This is a genomic window from uncultured Allofournierella sp. (assembly GCA_944382705.1).
Lineage (GTDB): Bacteria > Bacillota > Clostridia > Oscillospirales > Ruminococcaceae > Allofournierella.
The window spans coordinates 42818-56783 of the sequence record CALWNE010000013.1 but is presented as its reverse complement, the minus strand read 5'-3'; the positions used below and the strand labels follow the sequence as shown (position 1 = coordinate 56783).

At 55.0% G+C, this 13966-nt stretch carries 16 protein-coding genes; 2 read left to right on the top strand and 14 right to left on the bottom strand.

What is annotated here, in order from left to right; translation table 11 throughout:
• Window positions 1-179 precede the first annotated feature (179 nt).
• From ACH2EM_RS01970 to ACH2EM_RS01905, 14 genes are all read right to left on the bottom strand, one after another.
• The gene (locus tag ACH2EM_RS01970; protein WP_395150374.1) at window positions 180-1028 is read right to left on the bottom strand and encodes a DUF4097 family beta strand repeat-containing protein; all 849 of its coding nucleotides are present in this window, start codon (window positions 1026-1028) and stop codon (window positions 180-182) included.
• A complete protein-coding gene (locus ACH2EM_RS01965) occupies window positions 1012-1671 on the bottom strand; it encodes a DUF1700 domain-containing protein (RefSeq protein WP_395150373.1) in 660 nt (219 codons plus the stop codon). Before ACH2EM_RS01965 ends, ACH2EM_RS01970 begins: the two co-directional genes overlap by 17 nt.
• Window positions 1668-1988: a PadR family transcriptional regulator gene (locus ACH2EM_RS01960; RefSeq protein WP_395150372.1), complete on the bottom strand. Its 321-nt coding sequence runs from the start codon at window positions 1986-1988 to the stop codon at window positions 1668-1670. Before ACH2EM_RS01960 ends, ACH2EM_RS01965 begins: the two co-directional genes overlap by 4 nt.
• A 183-nt stretch (window positions 1989-2171) precedes the next feature.
• Entirely contained in the window at window positions 2172-2609 is a 438-nt protein-coding gene (locus tag ACH2EM_RS01955) for a GtrA family protein (protein WP_395150376.1), read from the bottom strand.
• Complete coding sequence (locus ACH2EM_RS01950; protein WP_395150371.1) at window positions 2609-3085, bottom strand: peptidylprolyl isomerase; 477 nt, start codon at window positions 3083-3085, stop codon at window positions 2609-2611. The genes ACH2EM_RS01955 and ACH2EM_RS01950 overlap by 1 nt, the downstream gene beginning before the upstream one ends.
• Before the next feature lie 229 nt (window positions 3086-3314).
• Window positions 3315-3911, bottom strand: a complete 597-nt coding sequence (locus tag ACH2EM_RS01945; RefSeq protein ID WP_395150370.1) for an AAA family ATPase — start codon at window positions 3909-3911, stop codon at window positions 3315-3317.
• A 53-nt stretch (window positions 3912-3964) separates the two neighbouring features.
• The gene (locus ACH2EM_RS01940) at window positions 3965-5299 is read right to left on the bottom strand and encodes a hypothetical protein (RefSeq protein WP_395150369.1); all 1335 of its coding nucleotides are present in this window, start codon (window positions 5297-5299) and stop codon (window positions 3965-3967) included.
• A 95-nt stretch (window positions 5300-5394) separates the two neighbouring features.
• Window positions 5395-6555, bottom strand: coding sequence for a DUF2185 domain-containing protein (locus tag ACH2EM_RS01935; RefSeq protein WP_395150368.1), 1161 nt, complete (start codon window positions 6553-6555; stop codon window positions 5395-5397).
• 298 nt (window positions 6556-6853) lie between these two features.
• A complete protein-coding gene (gene phoU, locus ACH2EM_RS01930) occupies window positions 6854-7501 on the bottom strand; it encodes a phosphate signaling complex protein PhoU (RefSeq protein WP_395150367.1) in 648 nt (215 codons plus the stop codon).
• Window positions 7502-7518: 17 nt separating this feature from the next.
• Window positions 7519-8277 (bottom strand): phosphate ABC transporter ATP-binding protein PstB, encoded by a 759-nt coding sequence (gene pstB / locus ACH2EM_RS01925; protein WP_395150366.1) that lies wholly within the window; start codon window positions 8275-8277, stop codon window positions 7519-7521.
• Window positions 8274-9140 carry a phosphate ABC transporter permease PstA gene (gene pstA / locus ACH2EM_RS01920; protein ID WP_395150365.1) on the bottom strand — a complete coding sequence of 289 codons (867 nt, stop codon included), beginning with the start codon at window positions 9138-9140 and terminating at the stop codon, window positions 8274-8276. The genes pstB and pstA overlap by 4 nt, the downstream gene beginning before the upstream one ends.
• A complete protein-coding gene (gene pstC, locus ACH2EM_RS01915; protein ID WP_395150364.1) occupies window positions 9137-10003 on the bottom strand; it encodes a phosphate ABC transporter permease subunit PstC in 867 nt (288 codons plus the stop codon). The genes pstA and pstC overlap by 4 nt, the downstream gene beginning before the upstream one ends.
• 199 nt (window positions 10004-10202) lie before the next feature.
• The gene (locus ACH2EM_RS01910) at window positions 10203-11036 is read right to left on the bottom strand and encodes a phosphate ABC transporter substrate-binding protein (protein ID WP_395150375.1); all 834 of its coding nucleotides are present in this window, start codon (window positions 11034-11036) and stop codon (window positions 10203-10205) included.
• Between the two features lie 423 nt (window positions 11037-11459).
• A complete protein-coding gene (locus ACH2EM_RS01905) occupies window positions 11460-12851 on the bottom strand; it encodes a Sapep family Mn(2+)-dependent dipeptidase (protein WP_395150363.1) in 1392 nt (463 codons plus the stop codon).
• A 216-nt stretch (window positions 12852-13067) separates the two neighbouring features.
• Here ACH2EM_RS01905 and ACH2EM_RS01900 point away from each other — a divergent pair, with 216 nt between their 5' ends.
• Window positions 13068-13418, top strand: a complete 351-nt coding sequence (locus ACH2EM_RS01900; RefSeq protein ID WP_395150362.1) for a NusG domain II-containing protein — start codon at window positions 13068-13070, stop codon at window positions 13416-13418.
• Window positions 13419-13681: 263 nt separating this feature from the next.
• Window positions 13682-13906 carry a ferrous iron transport protein A gene (locus ACH2EM_RS01895; RefSeq protein WP_395150361.1) on the top strand — a complete coding sequence of 75 codons (225 nt, stop codon included), beginning with the start codon at window positions 13682-13684 and terminating at the stop codon, window positions 13904-13906.
• Window positions 13907-13966: the final 60 nt, after the last annotated feature.

Below are 13966 nucleotides of genomic sequence, written 5' to 3'. Positions count from 1 at the left end.
ATTCCAGCTGTCCTCGATTTTCTGTGTTCTTTACCAGCATTTTTATCACCCTACACCATTATACCCCATTTTCTTCCATGATACGAGAAAAAGGCCGCCTTTTGGCGACCTTTTTCGACAGGCTGAGACCGGTTTGTAAAACCGGTCTTTTTTTATGCTGTTCTTTCAAAAACAAAAATTTATTCCTGTATCTCAATGCTGCCCATTTCTGTTTCCAGCTCAAACTGCACCCAGTCCCCGTAGTTCCCGTTGCTTTGTTCACCGTCATAGCTGCCTCTATCCGCCACATCGGCACCAAACAGATGGATTGCACCCATTCCAGATTCTGTTTTGCACTCCCAGCTGTAACGAGCAGGTTTTGGCATGGTGAGTTTCACCTGGCCCATATCCGTTTCCAGTTCCACATAGGAGACAACATTGCCTGTCAGATCCACTTCTCCCATATCCGATTCTACTTTTAGGGTAACTGCTTGCAGATCATCCACCACTACCTGGCCCAGGCCTGCCTCAATCTCCATTTTTTGTGTATGAATGGAGTCGGCATGGATGCTTCCTGTTTCTGTTTTCAGCTCCACCTGTTCCATCGTCTCTCCTGCGGGCAGGGTCAGATACAGCACGCCATCTGGATCTGCTTTAGAGTCCACCTTAATTTCCCAGGTTCCTTTGTGCAAGCTGCTTTTAATGTATTCGGTGGGGATGTCCTGAGCTTTTAATGCAAAGGCCTCCCCCTGGTTAATTTCCACCTTGACCTTTTTGCCGGAAACTTCAATTTGCCCCAAAAATCCAGAAGGAACAAACAGCTCCTGGGCGCTCTGGGTTTGGCCTGTCAGCTTGCCCAGGGTGGTATTCAGTCCACCAACCCAAACCGTAATTCCCTCATCTGCTGCATCCTCTACGCTGATGATGCGGTTGTTGGCCAGCGCCTGCATCCAGTCTGCTTTAAAAAACGCCCCCAAGGCCAAAAACGCAAGGCCCAGTACAAAACAACCAACCATTCCGGATAAAATGCCCTTAATCCATCGTTTCATGTCCACTTTCCTCCTTTTCGGCCTGGCGTTTGCTCTGCCAGTTTTTCAACCTATGCCAAATCCACAACGGAATTTTTACCACAAGGGTTGTAAGCCCCAGCATGGCAAAGCCCAGCGCAAAATCAAAAAACGCCATGGATATGGTCATAAGCACGGTGCCAAACCCCTGGTCCATGCTTAGGAATGCCCGAATCAGTGCTCCAATGCCGCCGGCAAAGCACCCCAGTGCAGAGACAGCAAACCCTACAATGATTCCCAAAACACTTAGCGCTATACCAACTACGCAAGCTGCTGCGCCAATCCAAAGGGGAAACAACACCACCAGCAGCAAAATCATAAGCCCTTTTTGGGACTTCAAGTTCTTGATTGGGCTGGTTGCAGGCTGATTGTACACGGGCGCTGCCGAAGGCTGTACCGGAGCACCTGGTGCTCCATCCGTTTCCGGTTTGCATTGCGGCACATTGGCCCGAATAATTGCAGCCACCTTTTCGGGGCTGCCCAGCTGCTCAATCAGTTCCTGCTCTCCTTCGGGGCCAGCTTCCTCAAAGCATTCGCTGTAATACTGCATGGCCTCCTGCTGCTCCTCCGGTGCAAGGTCTGCCAGCAGCTGGCTCAGCCGATTCAAAAATTCCTGTTTTGTCATTGGACCACATCCCCCTCTAAAAGCATTTGATCAATCTGCGCCCGGTATTCCTGCCATTCTGCACGATACTGCTCCAGGGCCTGGCTGCCTGCAAGGGTCACACGATAGTACCGCCGGTTACGCCCTGCATATTCCTGGTCGTAGGTATCCAGATACCCCTCTTTTTGCAGCCGCCGCAGCACTGGATACAAGGTGCTTTCACTCACCGTCATAATACTGCGCACCTCCTGTGTGATGCGATACCCGTAGCTGGGCTCCTTTGCCACAACACTCAGTACTAACGCATCCAGCAGTGCCGCCCCAATATTGAAGGCCACAGCCATTCCCCCTTAAATTTATAATTGCAACTATATTATATTTCATATAATATTCTGTGTCAAATAGTTTTTATCTCCAAACGCTTCTGCACAAAAATACACCCCCTGCGCAAAGCGCAGGGGGTGTATAAAGCGATTGCTGTAACCAGCACCATCGGTTATGCCGCAAGGGTGGGGGTTATCTTACTGCTTTTTAAAAATAATAAGCTTGGAAAAAATATAATTGAACACAATCACCAGCACCTGTGCCGTAAGCTTTACCAGCAAAAACCACAGGTTCTGCCAGGCCTGCGGCACCAGCATGGCGCCAATGATGTCCACTCCCAGCCACATCAGCAGTACATCCATCACCATGGTACCCAGCCGGCAGCCCACAAAGGAGCCAAATTCCCGCAGGGCCTCCATGCCCTTGCTGGTGCTGCAAAACACCCAGGTTCGGTTGGTTCCATAAGCAAACAGAATGCACAGGATGTTATCCACCAGCGTGTTAACGGCAGTGGACAGGCCCATCCACCGAAACACCACTGCCAGCACAACATTCAGCAGGGTGGCAAGCCCGCCAAAAAACAGATAGCTGATTTGCTCTCTGTAAGTGACCAGCAGCTTTTTCAGCTGTTCCATCAAGCTTCCACAATCTCCATGGAGCGGATAACCACCGGCTCCACGGGCTTATCCTGCATACCGGTGCGCACATTAGCAATCTCGTCCACAACATCCATGCCATTTACCACACGGCCAAAGGCTGCATAGCCGCCGTCCAGGTGGGGAGCATCCTCGTGCATGATAAAGAACTGGCTGCCTGCGCTGTTGGGGTCCATGGCACGGGCCATGCTGATTACGCCACGGGTGTGCTTGATGGGGTTCTGCCAGCCGTTGCGGGCAAACTCACCCTTGATGTGCCAGCCGGGGCCGCCCATGCCGGTGCCTTCGGGGCAGCCGCCCTGAATCATAAAGCCGGGAATAATGCGGTGGAAGGTCAGGCCGTCGTAAAAGCCTTCCTTCACCAGCTTCAAAAAGTTTTCTACGGTGATGGGTGCGGCCTGGGCATCCAGCTCCAGGTCGATGGTCTTGCCGTTTTCCATGGTGATGCGTACCATATTCAAATCTCCTTTTATACCATTCATTCTGTACCGTGGCCCCATGGGCTCGGTGCACTCTGTTTTTTATTATACCACGAAGCCGTCCAGGATGGTATACCTGGTTCTCCATCGGATTGCTGCACCGCTCCAACCCCTTGGCAGCTTCCCTTCCGCTTTAATCAAAAGGGCGGGGCGCAAACTGCGCCCCGCCCCTTTGGTGTATCACTGCAATAGCTGCTGTGCTGGGTCAATCCTGCATCTGGGCAGCCTGCTCAATGATTTTGGTGCAAACATCCTCGCCCAGTGCCGCATTCAGGCACAGATCATAGTAGCGGGCCTCACCCCAGCGGTTTTGGGTGTAGTAGTTGTAGTATCCGGCCCGGCGTTTATCCTCCTTGCTGATGGCCAGCTCCATCACACGGTCCTCTGTGCCGGGGGCAAAATCACCGCAAGCCAGCGCAAACTGTTTGCGGTACTCCATGGGTGCGTGCAAAAATACCCGCAGTACATCCTCCCGCTGGCGCAGCACATAATCTGCACAGCGGCCCACAATCACGCAGGGTCCCTGCTTTGCCAGATCCTCAATGATGCGGGCCTGAATAATATACACCTGGTCATTGAGGGGCAGTTCGCTGCCCATGGTGTACAGATTGTACAGCAGGCTTGTGGTGTGCCGCCGTTCCACCGCAGCCACCGACTCCTCGGACAGGCCGCTTTCTCTGGCCGCCATGGTAATCAGTTCCTTGTCGTAAAAGGGAATGTTCAGTTCCTGTGCCACACGGCGCGCAATGTTCAGTCCTCCGGTGCAGTGCTCCCGGCTGATGGTAATGATTCTGCGTTTCATACAAAAACCCCCTTTATTTTATCCCGACCCAGCGCAGAGCGCCGGATTATGGGTTACGACCCCTTCAGCTCTGCCACCAGGGCATTGCCGGCGGAATCGATGGAATACACAGTGATTTTGCCCTGTCCCAGCAGCTGGGCGGGAATTTGCACAGCTCCTTCGGGACTTTGTTCCAGGTAATGGAATGTTTTATGTCCTGTGGTTGCACGGGCCACGCCGTCTGCCACGGTGCAGGCCAAGGTTCCCTTTTGGGAAGCAGGCAGCTCCAGCAGCTCCCCTTCCAGGTCCTCAAAGGCATAGCAGCCTGCCTGTTCCAGTATACGCAGATGGCAATGCTGCCGATGAGGACAGCCAACCTCCGGCTCCTTCTGCTTGCCGGTAATTACCACCGCATCCCCCGTGTATACCGCCCAAAATTCCTGCGCCAGGTAACGATGTTCGGCCTGACGGTCGGTGGGGGCCAGGCTGTCGTTTACCAGCACATAGACCTTGTCATTCTCCAGCTCAAACCCACGAATGGACATACACTGATCCACAGCTGTTTCAAAGGACCCCGGCAGATAGGGCAGCCCTTTTTCTGCCGCCTGTTCCGGGCTGCTTGCATAACGCACCCGAACGGCCACCGAGTTGCCCAGTTTAACCTGCTTCCAGATTTCCTCCGGCGTCAGGTAGGCTCGGTAACCCTGGTAGCCATAGCTGCTGGCCAATGCCACCAAAAATGCATGGTTGAAACAATTGCCGGCTCCATGGTCGTACATCCCCCAGGCCAGCTCCTCCGGCAAGGCATCCTTGCCCCAGCGGTTGATCATGCTGGCCAGGGCAATGGGTGCGCTCATAGTGCCTTCAAAGTGAGGATCCCGGTTTTTTTCGCTGTAAGCAGGCAGCCGCAGCAGCCGCCCATAGGGCTGGGCCTCCTGGTGGTGCCACTCAACAGGGCGCACGCTGGCTGCCAGCAGCCGCACCAGGGGGGTAATGTGCACATCACTTGTGTAAAGGTAGATGCGCATCTGGGCCTGCGTGGCCCGTCCTGCGGGAATATGCAGGGTGTCCCCCTCTATATAGGCAGGCTTTGCCTGGGCTTGCTGGATGCTTTCCCGGGCAATATGTGGGCTCCACTTGCCAAAGCTCAGCCAGCCGGTCCACTCCCCATCCACCAGAACACGAGCCTGGGCCTCTACCACCGTGCCCGGTGGTGTTTGTGCATTCCAGCTGATGCCCAACTGCCGGAACGCAGGAAAGCGGATTTCCGGCGAGGTAAAGCACCCATATTGCAGATACCCCCCTGCCGCTTGTTCCAGGCATACGGCATTTTCGGTGAGAGCCACATTGTCCAGCCCACCCTTTGTAAAAGCGTCCGTGCCGCTAAGGATGTATAGATTTTTCAGCATCGGGTATCCCCTCTTTCTTGGGGGCACAAAGCTTGCTCCCCGCTGTATTGCATAATTTTGGAATAACTTTATGGTACCGGTTTGCGGCCTGGCTGTCAAGCATTGCTCTGCCCACCGGTACGGCGGGCCTGCCAGCGGCCATCCGGTTGCCGTTGAAAGGCGCTTCCGCTGGCGGCATTCAGCAGCGGCAGAATGCTGCAATCATAGTTGCACAGGGTATTCAGGTGATAAAACTCAAAATGTTCCGGCTGCTGCATATACTCGGGGCTTTCATCCCCTGCAAACATCCGCCAGCCGCTGTCTGCCACGCCGGGCAGATTCAGCGGCTGCTCCCTGTAGAGGTATCCCACCGGCATGCCGTCCACGGTAATCCGGTCGCTGGCCAGGCAGGCTACCTGTTCGCCTCCTTCGTAGCCCACCAGCAGGGGCCGCATCTGGGAAGGCGGTATTCTGTACTGTTTGCCGGGCTTCTGGTACCAGGCATACCCCTGCCAGCCCTCCTGGCTGGTGAGCAGCCGTTCCAGCAAGCGGCAGTTCAGCTCCACATATTCCTGCATCTGGGCCTTATCCACCTGGCCGGAGTCCTTCATGGCCCCCCGGAACAAATCGTAGCAGGCACCGCACAGATAGCTGGCGGCATATTCCAGCCAGCTATGGCAGCGGCGGGCGGCTTCGGTGCTCAGTTTGTCTGCCCGCTGCCAAAATTCCTCCTCCTCCATCCAGCCGGCTGCGTAACCCAACCGAAGCAGGGTCAGCCGCTCGGCACAGTCAAAGGCAAAAAAGCCCTGGCGGCCCGCAATGGGAGCCAGCAGCTGGGCAAAGTCCCGGCAGGCTTCAAACAAAAACCGGCCCTCTGGCTTCAGTTCATTCACATCAAAACAAGGGCTTCCCTTCCAAAAAGTTCTGAACTGCTCGTATTGCATCTGGGTGTTGTACTCTTTATCCAGAAATTTTTCCAGGCTTTCCAGGTTATGCACTCCATAAAGGCGGTTGCAGTGGCTGCGCAGCTGATCTCGGCTGGGCTGGTCTGGGCAGCGGTACAGCCGGTGAAAGCTCAGCGGTCCCTCAACGCCGGGCACCTTTCGCAGGGCTCCCACGCCGCTAAGCAGCAGTGCAAAAGTTTTGGCATCGCATTCCTTCGCCTGGGCATTGGCTGCCATGGGTTTCATTTTATCCAAAAAGGCCAGCAAGGCCCCCGCCACATCGTAGCGCTGGGCCTGCTGGGCCCGGCGCCGGTTGTGATTGAATACATTCATACAGTTGTTTACTCCCTCGTTGCTGATGTTGCCGGTTGAAGGGGCACACCGGTGCTCCTTCGTTCCTGGGTTTGTTTTCATTGTAGGCTTGCTGAGCAGGAATTGCAAGTGCCAGCTGGTATACCCCGAGCACTTTTCCACAATTGGCAGCTCCCGCTGTGGAAAAGTCTATCCGACTGCACCGTCTCCCCCTGTTTCGTAGGGTTTTGCCTCACCGGTTCAGACGAACCAAGGCCCCCGGCACTGCTGCCGGGGGCCTTGGTTCTGTGTATGATGACTCAAAATTAAAGGAGAAAGGTTAGTTTGCCAGCAGCTCGCCGCTTACAATATAGACCACCCATTCAGCCAGGTTGGTGGAGTGGTCACTCATCCGCTCCAGGTATTTGGCAATCATCAGCTGATCCACACGCTGGCGGATTTCATCCGGATTCTGCTTCATGCGTGTGCACAAATCTTCCACCACCTGCAGGAAGTAATCATCCTGCAAATCGTCCTGGGCAATCACACTGCGGGCCTTTGCTTCGTCCGACTCCACAAAAGCAGTTACGGTGCTGTTCACCATGGATTTCATCAGGCTGAACATCTTTTCCATCTGAGCGGGCAGGTCCACAGCAGGCTTTACTGCCATCTGAACCACATATTCCGAAATGTCGCTGCAATGGTCCGCAATGCGCTCCAGGTCGGAAATCATCCGCATGATGGAAGCAATGCGCCGCCAGTCGCTGGCCACAGGGCCCTGGGTGATTACCAGCTCCAGGCAAGCCTTTTCGATGCTGCGCTCCATCTGGTCAATCACATCATCCCCCTGGATGATTTCCTGAGCAGCCTTCACATCCACCTTTTGCAGTGCCTTCCAGGTTTTGTCGATGGAGTCCTCAATGGCAAGGCCCATCTGTTTAACAGAATCGCAAAGCGCCTGTAATTCGTTGTTGTAGTTCCTACGCATGATATTTTATCCTCCCATCAACCAAACCGGCCGGTGATGTAGTCCTCGGTCTTTTTGTCCTTGGGGTTGGAGAACAACTCCTTGGTGGGACCATACTCCACCAGAGTGCCGGTCAGGAAAAATGCAGTCTGATCCGAAATTCGGGCAGCCTGCTGCATGTTATGCGTTACAATAACAACAGTATACTGCTTTTTCAGTTCATCCATCAAGTCCTCAATGCGCAGGGTGCTGCCGGGGTCCAGTGCGCTGGTGGGTTCGTCCATCAGCAGCACCTCCGGCTGCACAGCCAGGGCACGGGCAATGCACATACGCTGCTGCTGGCCGCCGGAAAGGCCCATGGCGCTCTTTTTCAGGCGATCCTTCACCTCATCCCACAAAGCAGCACCACGCAGGCTCTTTTCCACCAGTTCATCCAGCTCGGCCTTGCTGTGGTTGCCATGCAGCCGGGGGCCGTAGGCCACATTGTCGTAGATGCTCATGGGGAAGGGGTTGGGCTTTTGGAACACCATGCCAATGCGGCGGCGCAGCTCGGTTACATCCACATCCTTGGCCAGCACATTCTTGCCGTGGAACAAAGCCTCGCCGGTGATGGTCACATTGGGCACCAGGTCGTTCATGCGGTTGATGGTTTTCAAAAAGGTGGACTTACCGCAGCCGGAAGGGCCAATGAAGGCAGTAATCTGCTTTTCGGGAATCTCGATGTTGATGCCCTTCAGGGCCTCGGTCTCACCGTAATACAGGTGCAGGTCCTTTGCCTGCAAGATGGTCTCGCTCATTTTGCCTTCTCCTTACCATTCAGTTTCTTTTGTGCAATGCGGGTAGCCACATTGATGAGGAATACCATCAGCAGCAGGATGGCTGCAATGGCAAATGCCACCTCAAACTCGCCTCGCTCCGAAGCGTAGATGTACAGGGCAACGGACAGGGTGCCGCCGCCGCGGGTGTAAGCTTCCAGCAAATTGGAAGCGATGATGCTGGCAGAACCGGCGGTAAACAGCAGCGCTGCGCTCTCGCCCACAATACGGCCCACCGCCAGAATGCAGCCGGTGATAATGCCGCTGAGGGAGGAGGGCAGAATGATGGTGCGAATCATGTACCACTTGGTGGCGCCCAGTCCCAGTGCGCCTTCCCGGTAACCGGCGGGCACGGTTTTCAGGCTTTCCTGGGTGGTACGAATGATGGTGGGCAGAATCATAACCACCAAAGTCAGGCTGCCGCTCAGCAGGCTTACGCCAAAGCCCAGCACCTGCACAAACACCAGCATACCCACCAGACCATAAATGATGCTGGGAATACCGGCCAGAGTCTCGGTGGTAAATTCCACCACTGCAATAAACTTTTTACTGGTGGCGTACTCGGTAAGATATACCGCCGCACCCACACCCAGGGGCAGTGCAATCAACAGAGTAAGCACAATCATGTATACCGTATTTAAGATGTTGGGCAGAATACCAATGGTGCCCCGCAGAATGCTGGGCTTGGTGGAAATCAGCTGCCAGGAGATTTGGGGCAAACCCCGTACAAAGATATAGCCCAAAATGCTTACCAGCACGGCCACGGTCAAAAAGGCACAGCCATACACAATGGCCTGTAACAAGCCGCCCTTCAGGCGGCGCTTTGCAGTGTGATTCACCCTCATTCACCTCGTTTCAAAAAAGTATGCAGTGCCCAGTTGATGAGCATAATAAACAAAAACAGAATCAGACCAATGCTGAACAGGGCCTGCTTTTGCAGGCTGCCCTCCGCTGCATAGCTCATTTCGCTGGCAACGGCGGTGGTCAAAAAGCGCACGCTCTTAAACAGTCCGGGCATGTTGGCCACGTTGCCGGCTACCATCATAACCGCCATGGCCTCGCCCACGGCACGGCCTGCACCCAGAACAATGCCTGCCACAATGCCGCTTTTTGCAGCGGGAATGCTTACTTTAAATACAGTTTCAATCCAGGTGGCACCCAGGCCCAGGCTGGCTTCCTCGTATTCACGGGGTACCGCCCGCAGGGCGGTTTCGCTTACCGAAATAATGTTAGGCAGTACCATGATGGTAAGCACCAGAATGGCACTGAACAGGGTGCTGCCGCTTTTCAGTTTAAAGAAATCCATTACAGCGGGCACCAGCACAATCATACCAATCAGGCCGTATACCACGCTGGGAATACCCGCCAGCAGTTCCACGGCCGGGCGCACCGCATTGGCCAGCTTGGCCGGGGCCAGCTTGGACAAAAACACAGCAGTGAGCACGCCCACCGGCACGCCCAGCAGCAGTGCACCAATCATACCCCACACACTGGTAAGGATAAAGGGCAGAATGCCAAACTGAGGTTCTGCTGCGGTGGATTTCCAGACGGTACCCAGCAGAAAATCCACCGGACCTACCTGGATAATGGCAGGCAAACCTGCCCAGATCATGTACAGGGTAATGAGCGCCACTGCGGCAATGGACACCATGCCGCACACAAAGAACACCCCGTTCATGATGCGCTCAATGCTTTGTTTTACTTTCATTGGTTTTCCCTCTCCATAGCAAAGTTTTGAGTCTATCCTTTACACACAACGCAGCGGGTCACAAATCCGCTGCAAAAAAACCGCCGGAAAAACGCTCAGGGAGAGTGTGTTGTTCCGGCGGTAAAACCTTGTTTGCTTCTTCATTTCGCCGGCTGTACCGACCTTACGAATTCACAAGCAAAGGCCTTTAGCCTTCCGCTCATACAACAGGAACTGCACCTGCGGCACGGATGAGATCTGCTGCATCCTCGCTGAGTGCAAAATCAAAGAATGCCTGGGCCTCGGGCTTGAGCTCCTTGTCCGCCTTGGTCACGAACACAAAGGGACGCTGAATCTTGTAGCTGCCGTCCTTCACGGTCTCCTCAGAAGGAACAATACCGTCTACGGTCACAACCTTGGTGTCTTCATCCACCGAAGCCAGAGAAATATAGCCAAAGGCGTTGGGGTTTGCTGCCACAGCAGCCTTTACTGCGCCGGTGCTGGTGAGCTCCTGCTCGTATGCACAGACATCCTCCACGCCTACAACGCTTTCAAAACCATCACGGGTGCCGGAACCAGCCTCACGGCCTACCAGTACCACCGGCATATCAGGGCCGCCAACCTCACTCCAGTTGGTGATTTCGCCGGTTGCCAGCTGAGCAATCTGCTCCATGGTCAAATCTTCCACGGTGTTTTCCTGGTTCACCACAATGGCAATGCCATCCAGTGCAAACACAGTTTCTTTCAAGCCCTGCTCCAGCTCGGAGTCCTTCAGGCTGCGGCTGGACAGGCCAATGTCCAGGGTGCCGTCTGCGGCACCGGTAACGCCTGCACCACTACCGGTGGGGTCATAGGTTACGGTTACCTGACCGTCCGCTTCCATAAATGCTTCGCTCAATGCGCCAATCACTTTTTCCACACTGGTGGAACCGCCGGTGGCTACCGAGCCGCTCAGGCCAGTACCTTCTGCCCCGCCGCCGGAAGAAGCTCCGGAACAGGCGGTCATGCCAATCATCATTGCACAGGCTGCGGCCATTGCCAAAACTTTCTTCATCTTCATGGTTCGTTTCTCTCCCTCTTGGTTGTATTGCAAACCGTATGGTCTTTGGTTGTTGTGGTGCGCCGGCATCAGGCCTGTTCTGCCGGCAAAATGGTTGGTGTTTTGCTATCCCCCTTTGTCGGGGGGCTGAGATTATTATACCTGTTTGTTTGAAAAATCCTCTTGCACATTTATGTTAGGGTTTTGTTAAATCCATTCCCAAATTGTAAAGAAACTTTACAATTCTTTCTAAGACTCTCCTAGCCTTTCAGCTCACCACAAAAAAGCTCCTGCGTCTTGCACCAGCGTCTTTGGGCCTTGTTTTTGGCATGCGCTTGCTGTTTTGCCTGCACCCTTGCTTATGGCAAACAAAAAAGCCGCCTGCGCAGTGCGCAGGCGGCTTGCCTTACGGCCTTGTTTGACCGCTGTTTCCATAGGTTACAGTTCCAGCTGCTGCAGCCGAACCAAAGAAAGAATATAAATTTTAAGGGCTTCCAGCAGTCGGCTAATCTGTGCTGCCTCGTTGGCGCCGTGCATGGGGCCGCCAAACTCCGGCAAAACCGTATCGGCCCGCTCGGGGCCAAAGCTTACTGCACAGGGGAAGTGCCGGGCATAGGTGCCGCCGCCCATGGTAAAGGGCTTTGCATCCTCGCCCGTTACCTCGTTGTAGGTTTTCAGCAACACCTGAATGGGCTCTGCATCAGCGCTGATGTAGAAAGGCTCCCGCCAGCTGGCACCCTCCACATGGCCGCAGCCCTCAAAAGCCTGGTTCAGACGGGCTTCAATCTCCTGGCCAGTGATGCTGGTGGGGAACCGGCTGTCTAAATCCTGGCGCAGCCGGCCATCCTTCAGCACAATCATACCGCCAATGATGGTCAGGGGGTCAAAGGCCTCGTCGCTGGCTGCAACCCCTACACCGCTGCCATCGGTGGCCTGGTGCAGCTTGCGCAGCCGCTCCAAAAAGGCGGTTTCCTTGGGGGTGCACAGCTGGTTGTCCAGCAGATAGTCCACAATCAGGCCGATTGCATTCACGGTACCCTGGGGCATAGCCGCATGGCCGCCCTTGCCCCAGCCACGAATGCGCACTGCACCGTTTTCCTGCTCCAGGGTAATGCCTTCCCGCTCCTGCAAAGTCTGGAAGTCGGCCTTTACCAGGCAGCTGGCCCGGTCCGGCACCACATTGTGGGCCACGCCACCGGTGAATTCCAGCAGATTGCCCTCACCCAGCGGCTCCGAAACAATTTCGCCATTAAAGCCACCCTTTTCGCCGTTGCACAGAGGGAACTCCGCATCTGGAGAGAAGCAGAACGCCGGGGCAGGATAATGCTCCAGGTAGTAGTCCACATCCTTCATGCCGGTTTCCTCGTTGGCTCCCAGCAGGGCCCGCACGGTGTAACGCAGGGGGATGTTGTGCTCCTTCAAAAATTTCAGGGCATACAGGCACAGCACGCTGGGGCCCTTGTCGTCTGCCACGCCACGGCCAATAATCCAGTCCTCTTTTACCTGCATATCAAAGGGGTCGGCGGTCCAGCCGTTGCCCTGGGGCACCACATCCAGATGGGTGATGGTGGCAATCTGCCGGTCGCTCTCACCTTTCAGCTGGGCCCAGCCCATGTAACCCTCGCAGTTGTTGGTTTCCAGGCCCATTTCGGCGGCCATCTTCAGTGCTTCTTCCAAGGCAGCGGCGGGGCCTTCGCCAAAGGGCTTGCCGGGGGCCGGAGTGCCTTCCACACTGGGAATATCCACCAGGCGTTTGATATCGGCCAGCAGAGCCTCCCGGTTGCGCTCCACAAACTCATCCACTGCTGTGCGCAGCTGTACATCTATCATGGGTTCATCTCTCCTTATGTCCGCAGGGCGCAAAGCACCCTGGTAATTGGTTTGCTTTATTGTAGCACAAACCGCCGCAAAATGGTATAGTTTTTGCTCTTGCAGCCCAATTGCGGCGGGCTGCTGCCCATGGTATACTGAACAGGTTCCCCCTGGATTTTGTGCCCGGTCTTTGGGCCGGACTTTCGTTTATTTTTAATAGTAAGGAGTTCTTCCATGAACAAACAACGGCTGAATCTTGTTTTTGCACTGATCATTCTGGCCGCCGCCGGGGTGCTGTTCTGGTTCAACAGCCAGCGCAGCAGCGGCGGCATGGCCCGGCTCACCTATGGCGATGCCCCCAACCAAACCATCCTGGACATCCCCCTGAACCAAAACAAACGCTACGACATTGACACCGGCAGTTACACCATTCATTTGCAGGTTCAGGACGGCCGCATCGCCTTTGTGGACTCTCCCTGTCCCGACCACAACTGCGAAGGCTTTGGCTGGCTCAGCCAGGAGGATGACTGGGCCGCCTGCCTTCCTGCAAAGGCCAGCTTGCTTGTGCTCAAGGGAGAAAGCTAGTGCTTTTGTGCCATTTTTTCAAAAACAGCGCAAATCCCGTGGTTTTCCTCCAAACCTCTATTGACAACCACGCTTTAGAGTGCTACCCTAAAGGTACAGCGGTTAGCATCCGCTAACTTAAAAACAAGAATCTCTTCCAGCTGCACCACAGCAGCTGCTGTCCAACAGCCCTCGGCCTGTGGCCGAGCCCCAAATCAAGCTCTGGCGGTTTGCAGTTTGCTGCCCCAGCGCTTGGCCTGTTTTGTTAAGGAGGAACACCCTTTATGACCTTGAAAGATGCAAAGGTAGGCAGCACCGTAACCGTTCGCAGTGTGGGGGGCGAAGGTGCCTTCCGTCGCCGTATTATGGATATGGGCATCACCAAAAAAACCCAGATTCACATCCGCCGCCTGGCCCCTTTGGGGGACCCCATCGAAATCACCGTGCGGGGATACCAGCTTTCCCTGCGTAAGGACGACGCAGCCTGTGTGGAGGTGCAGCCTGCCTGACGGCAGACCGCCCCGCTGCGTCTCCTTGGGCCGGTGGGTTAGCAAAGTCTAACCCGCTAT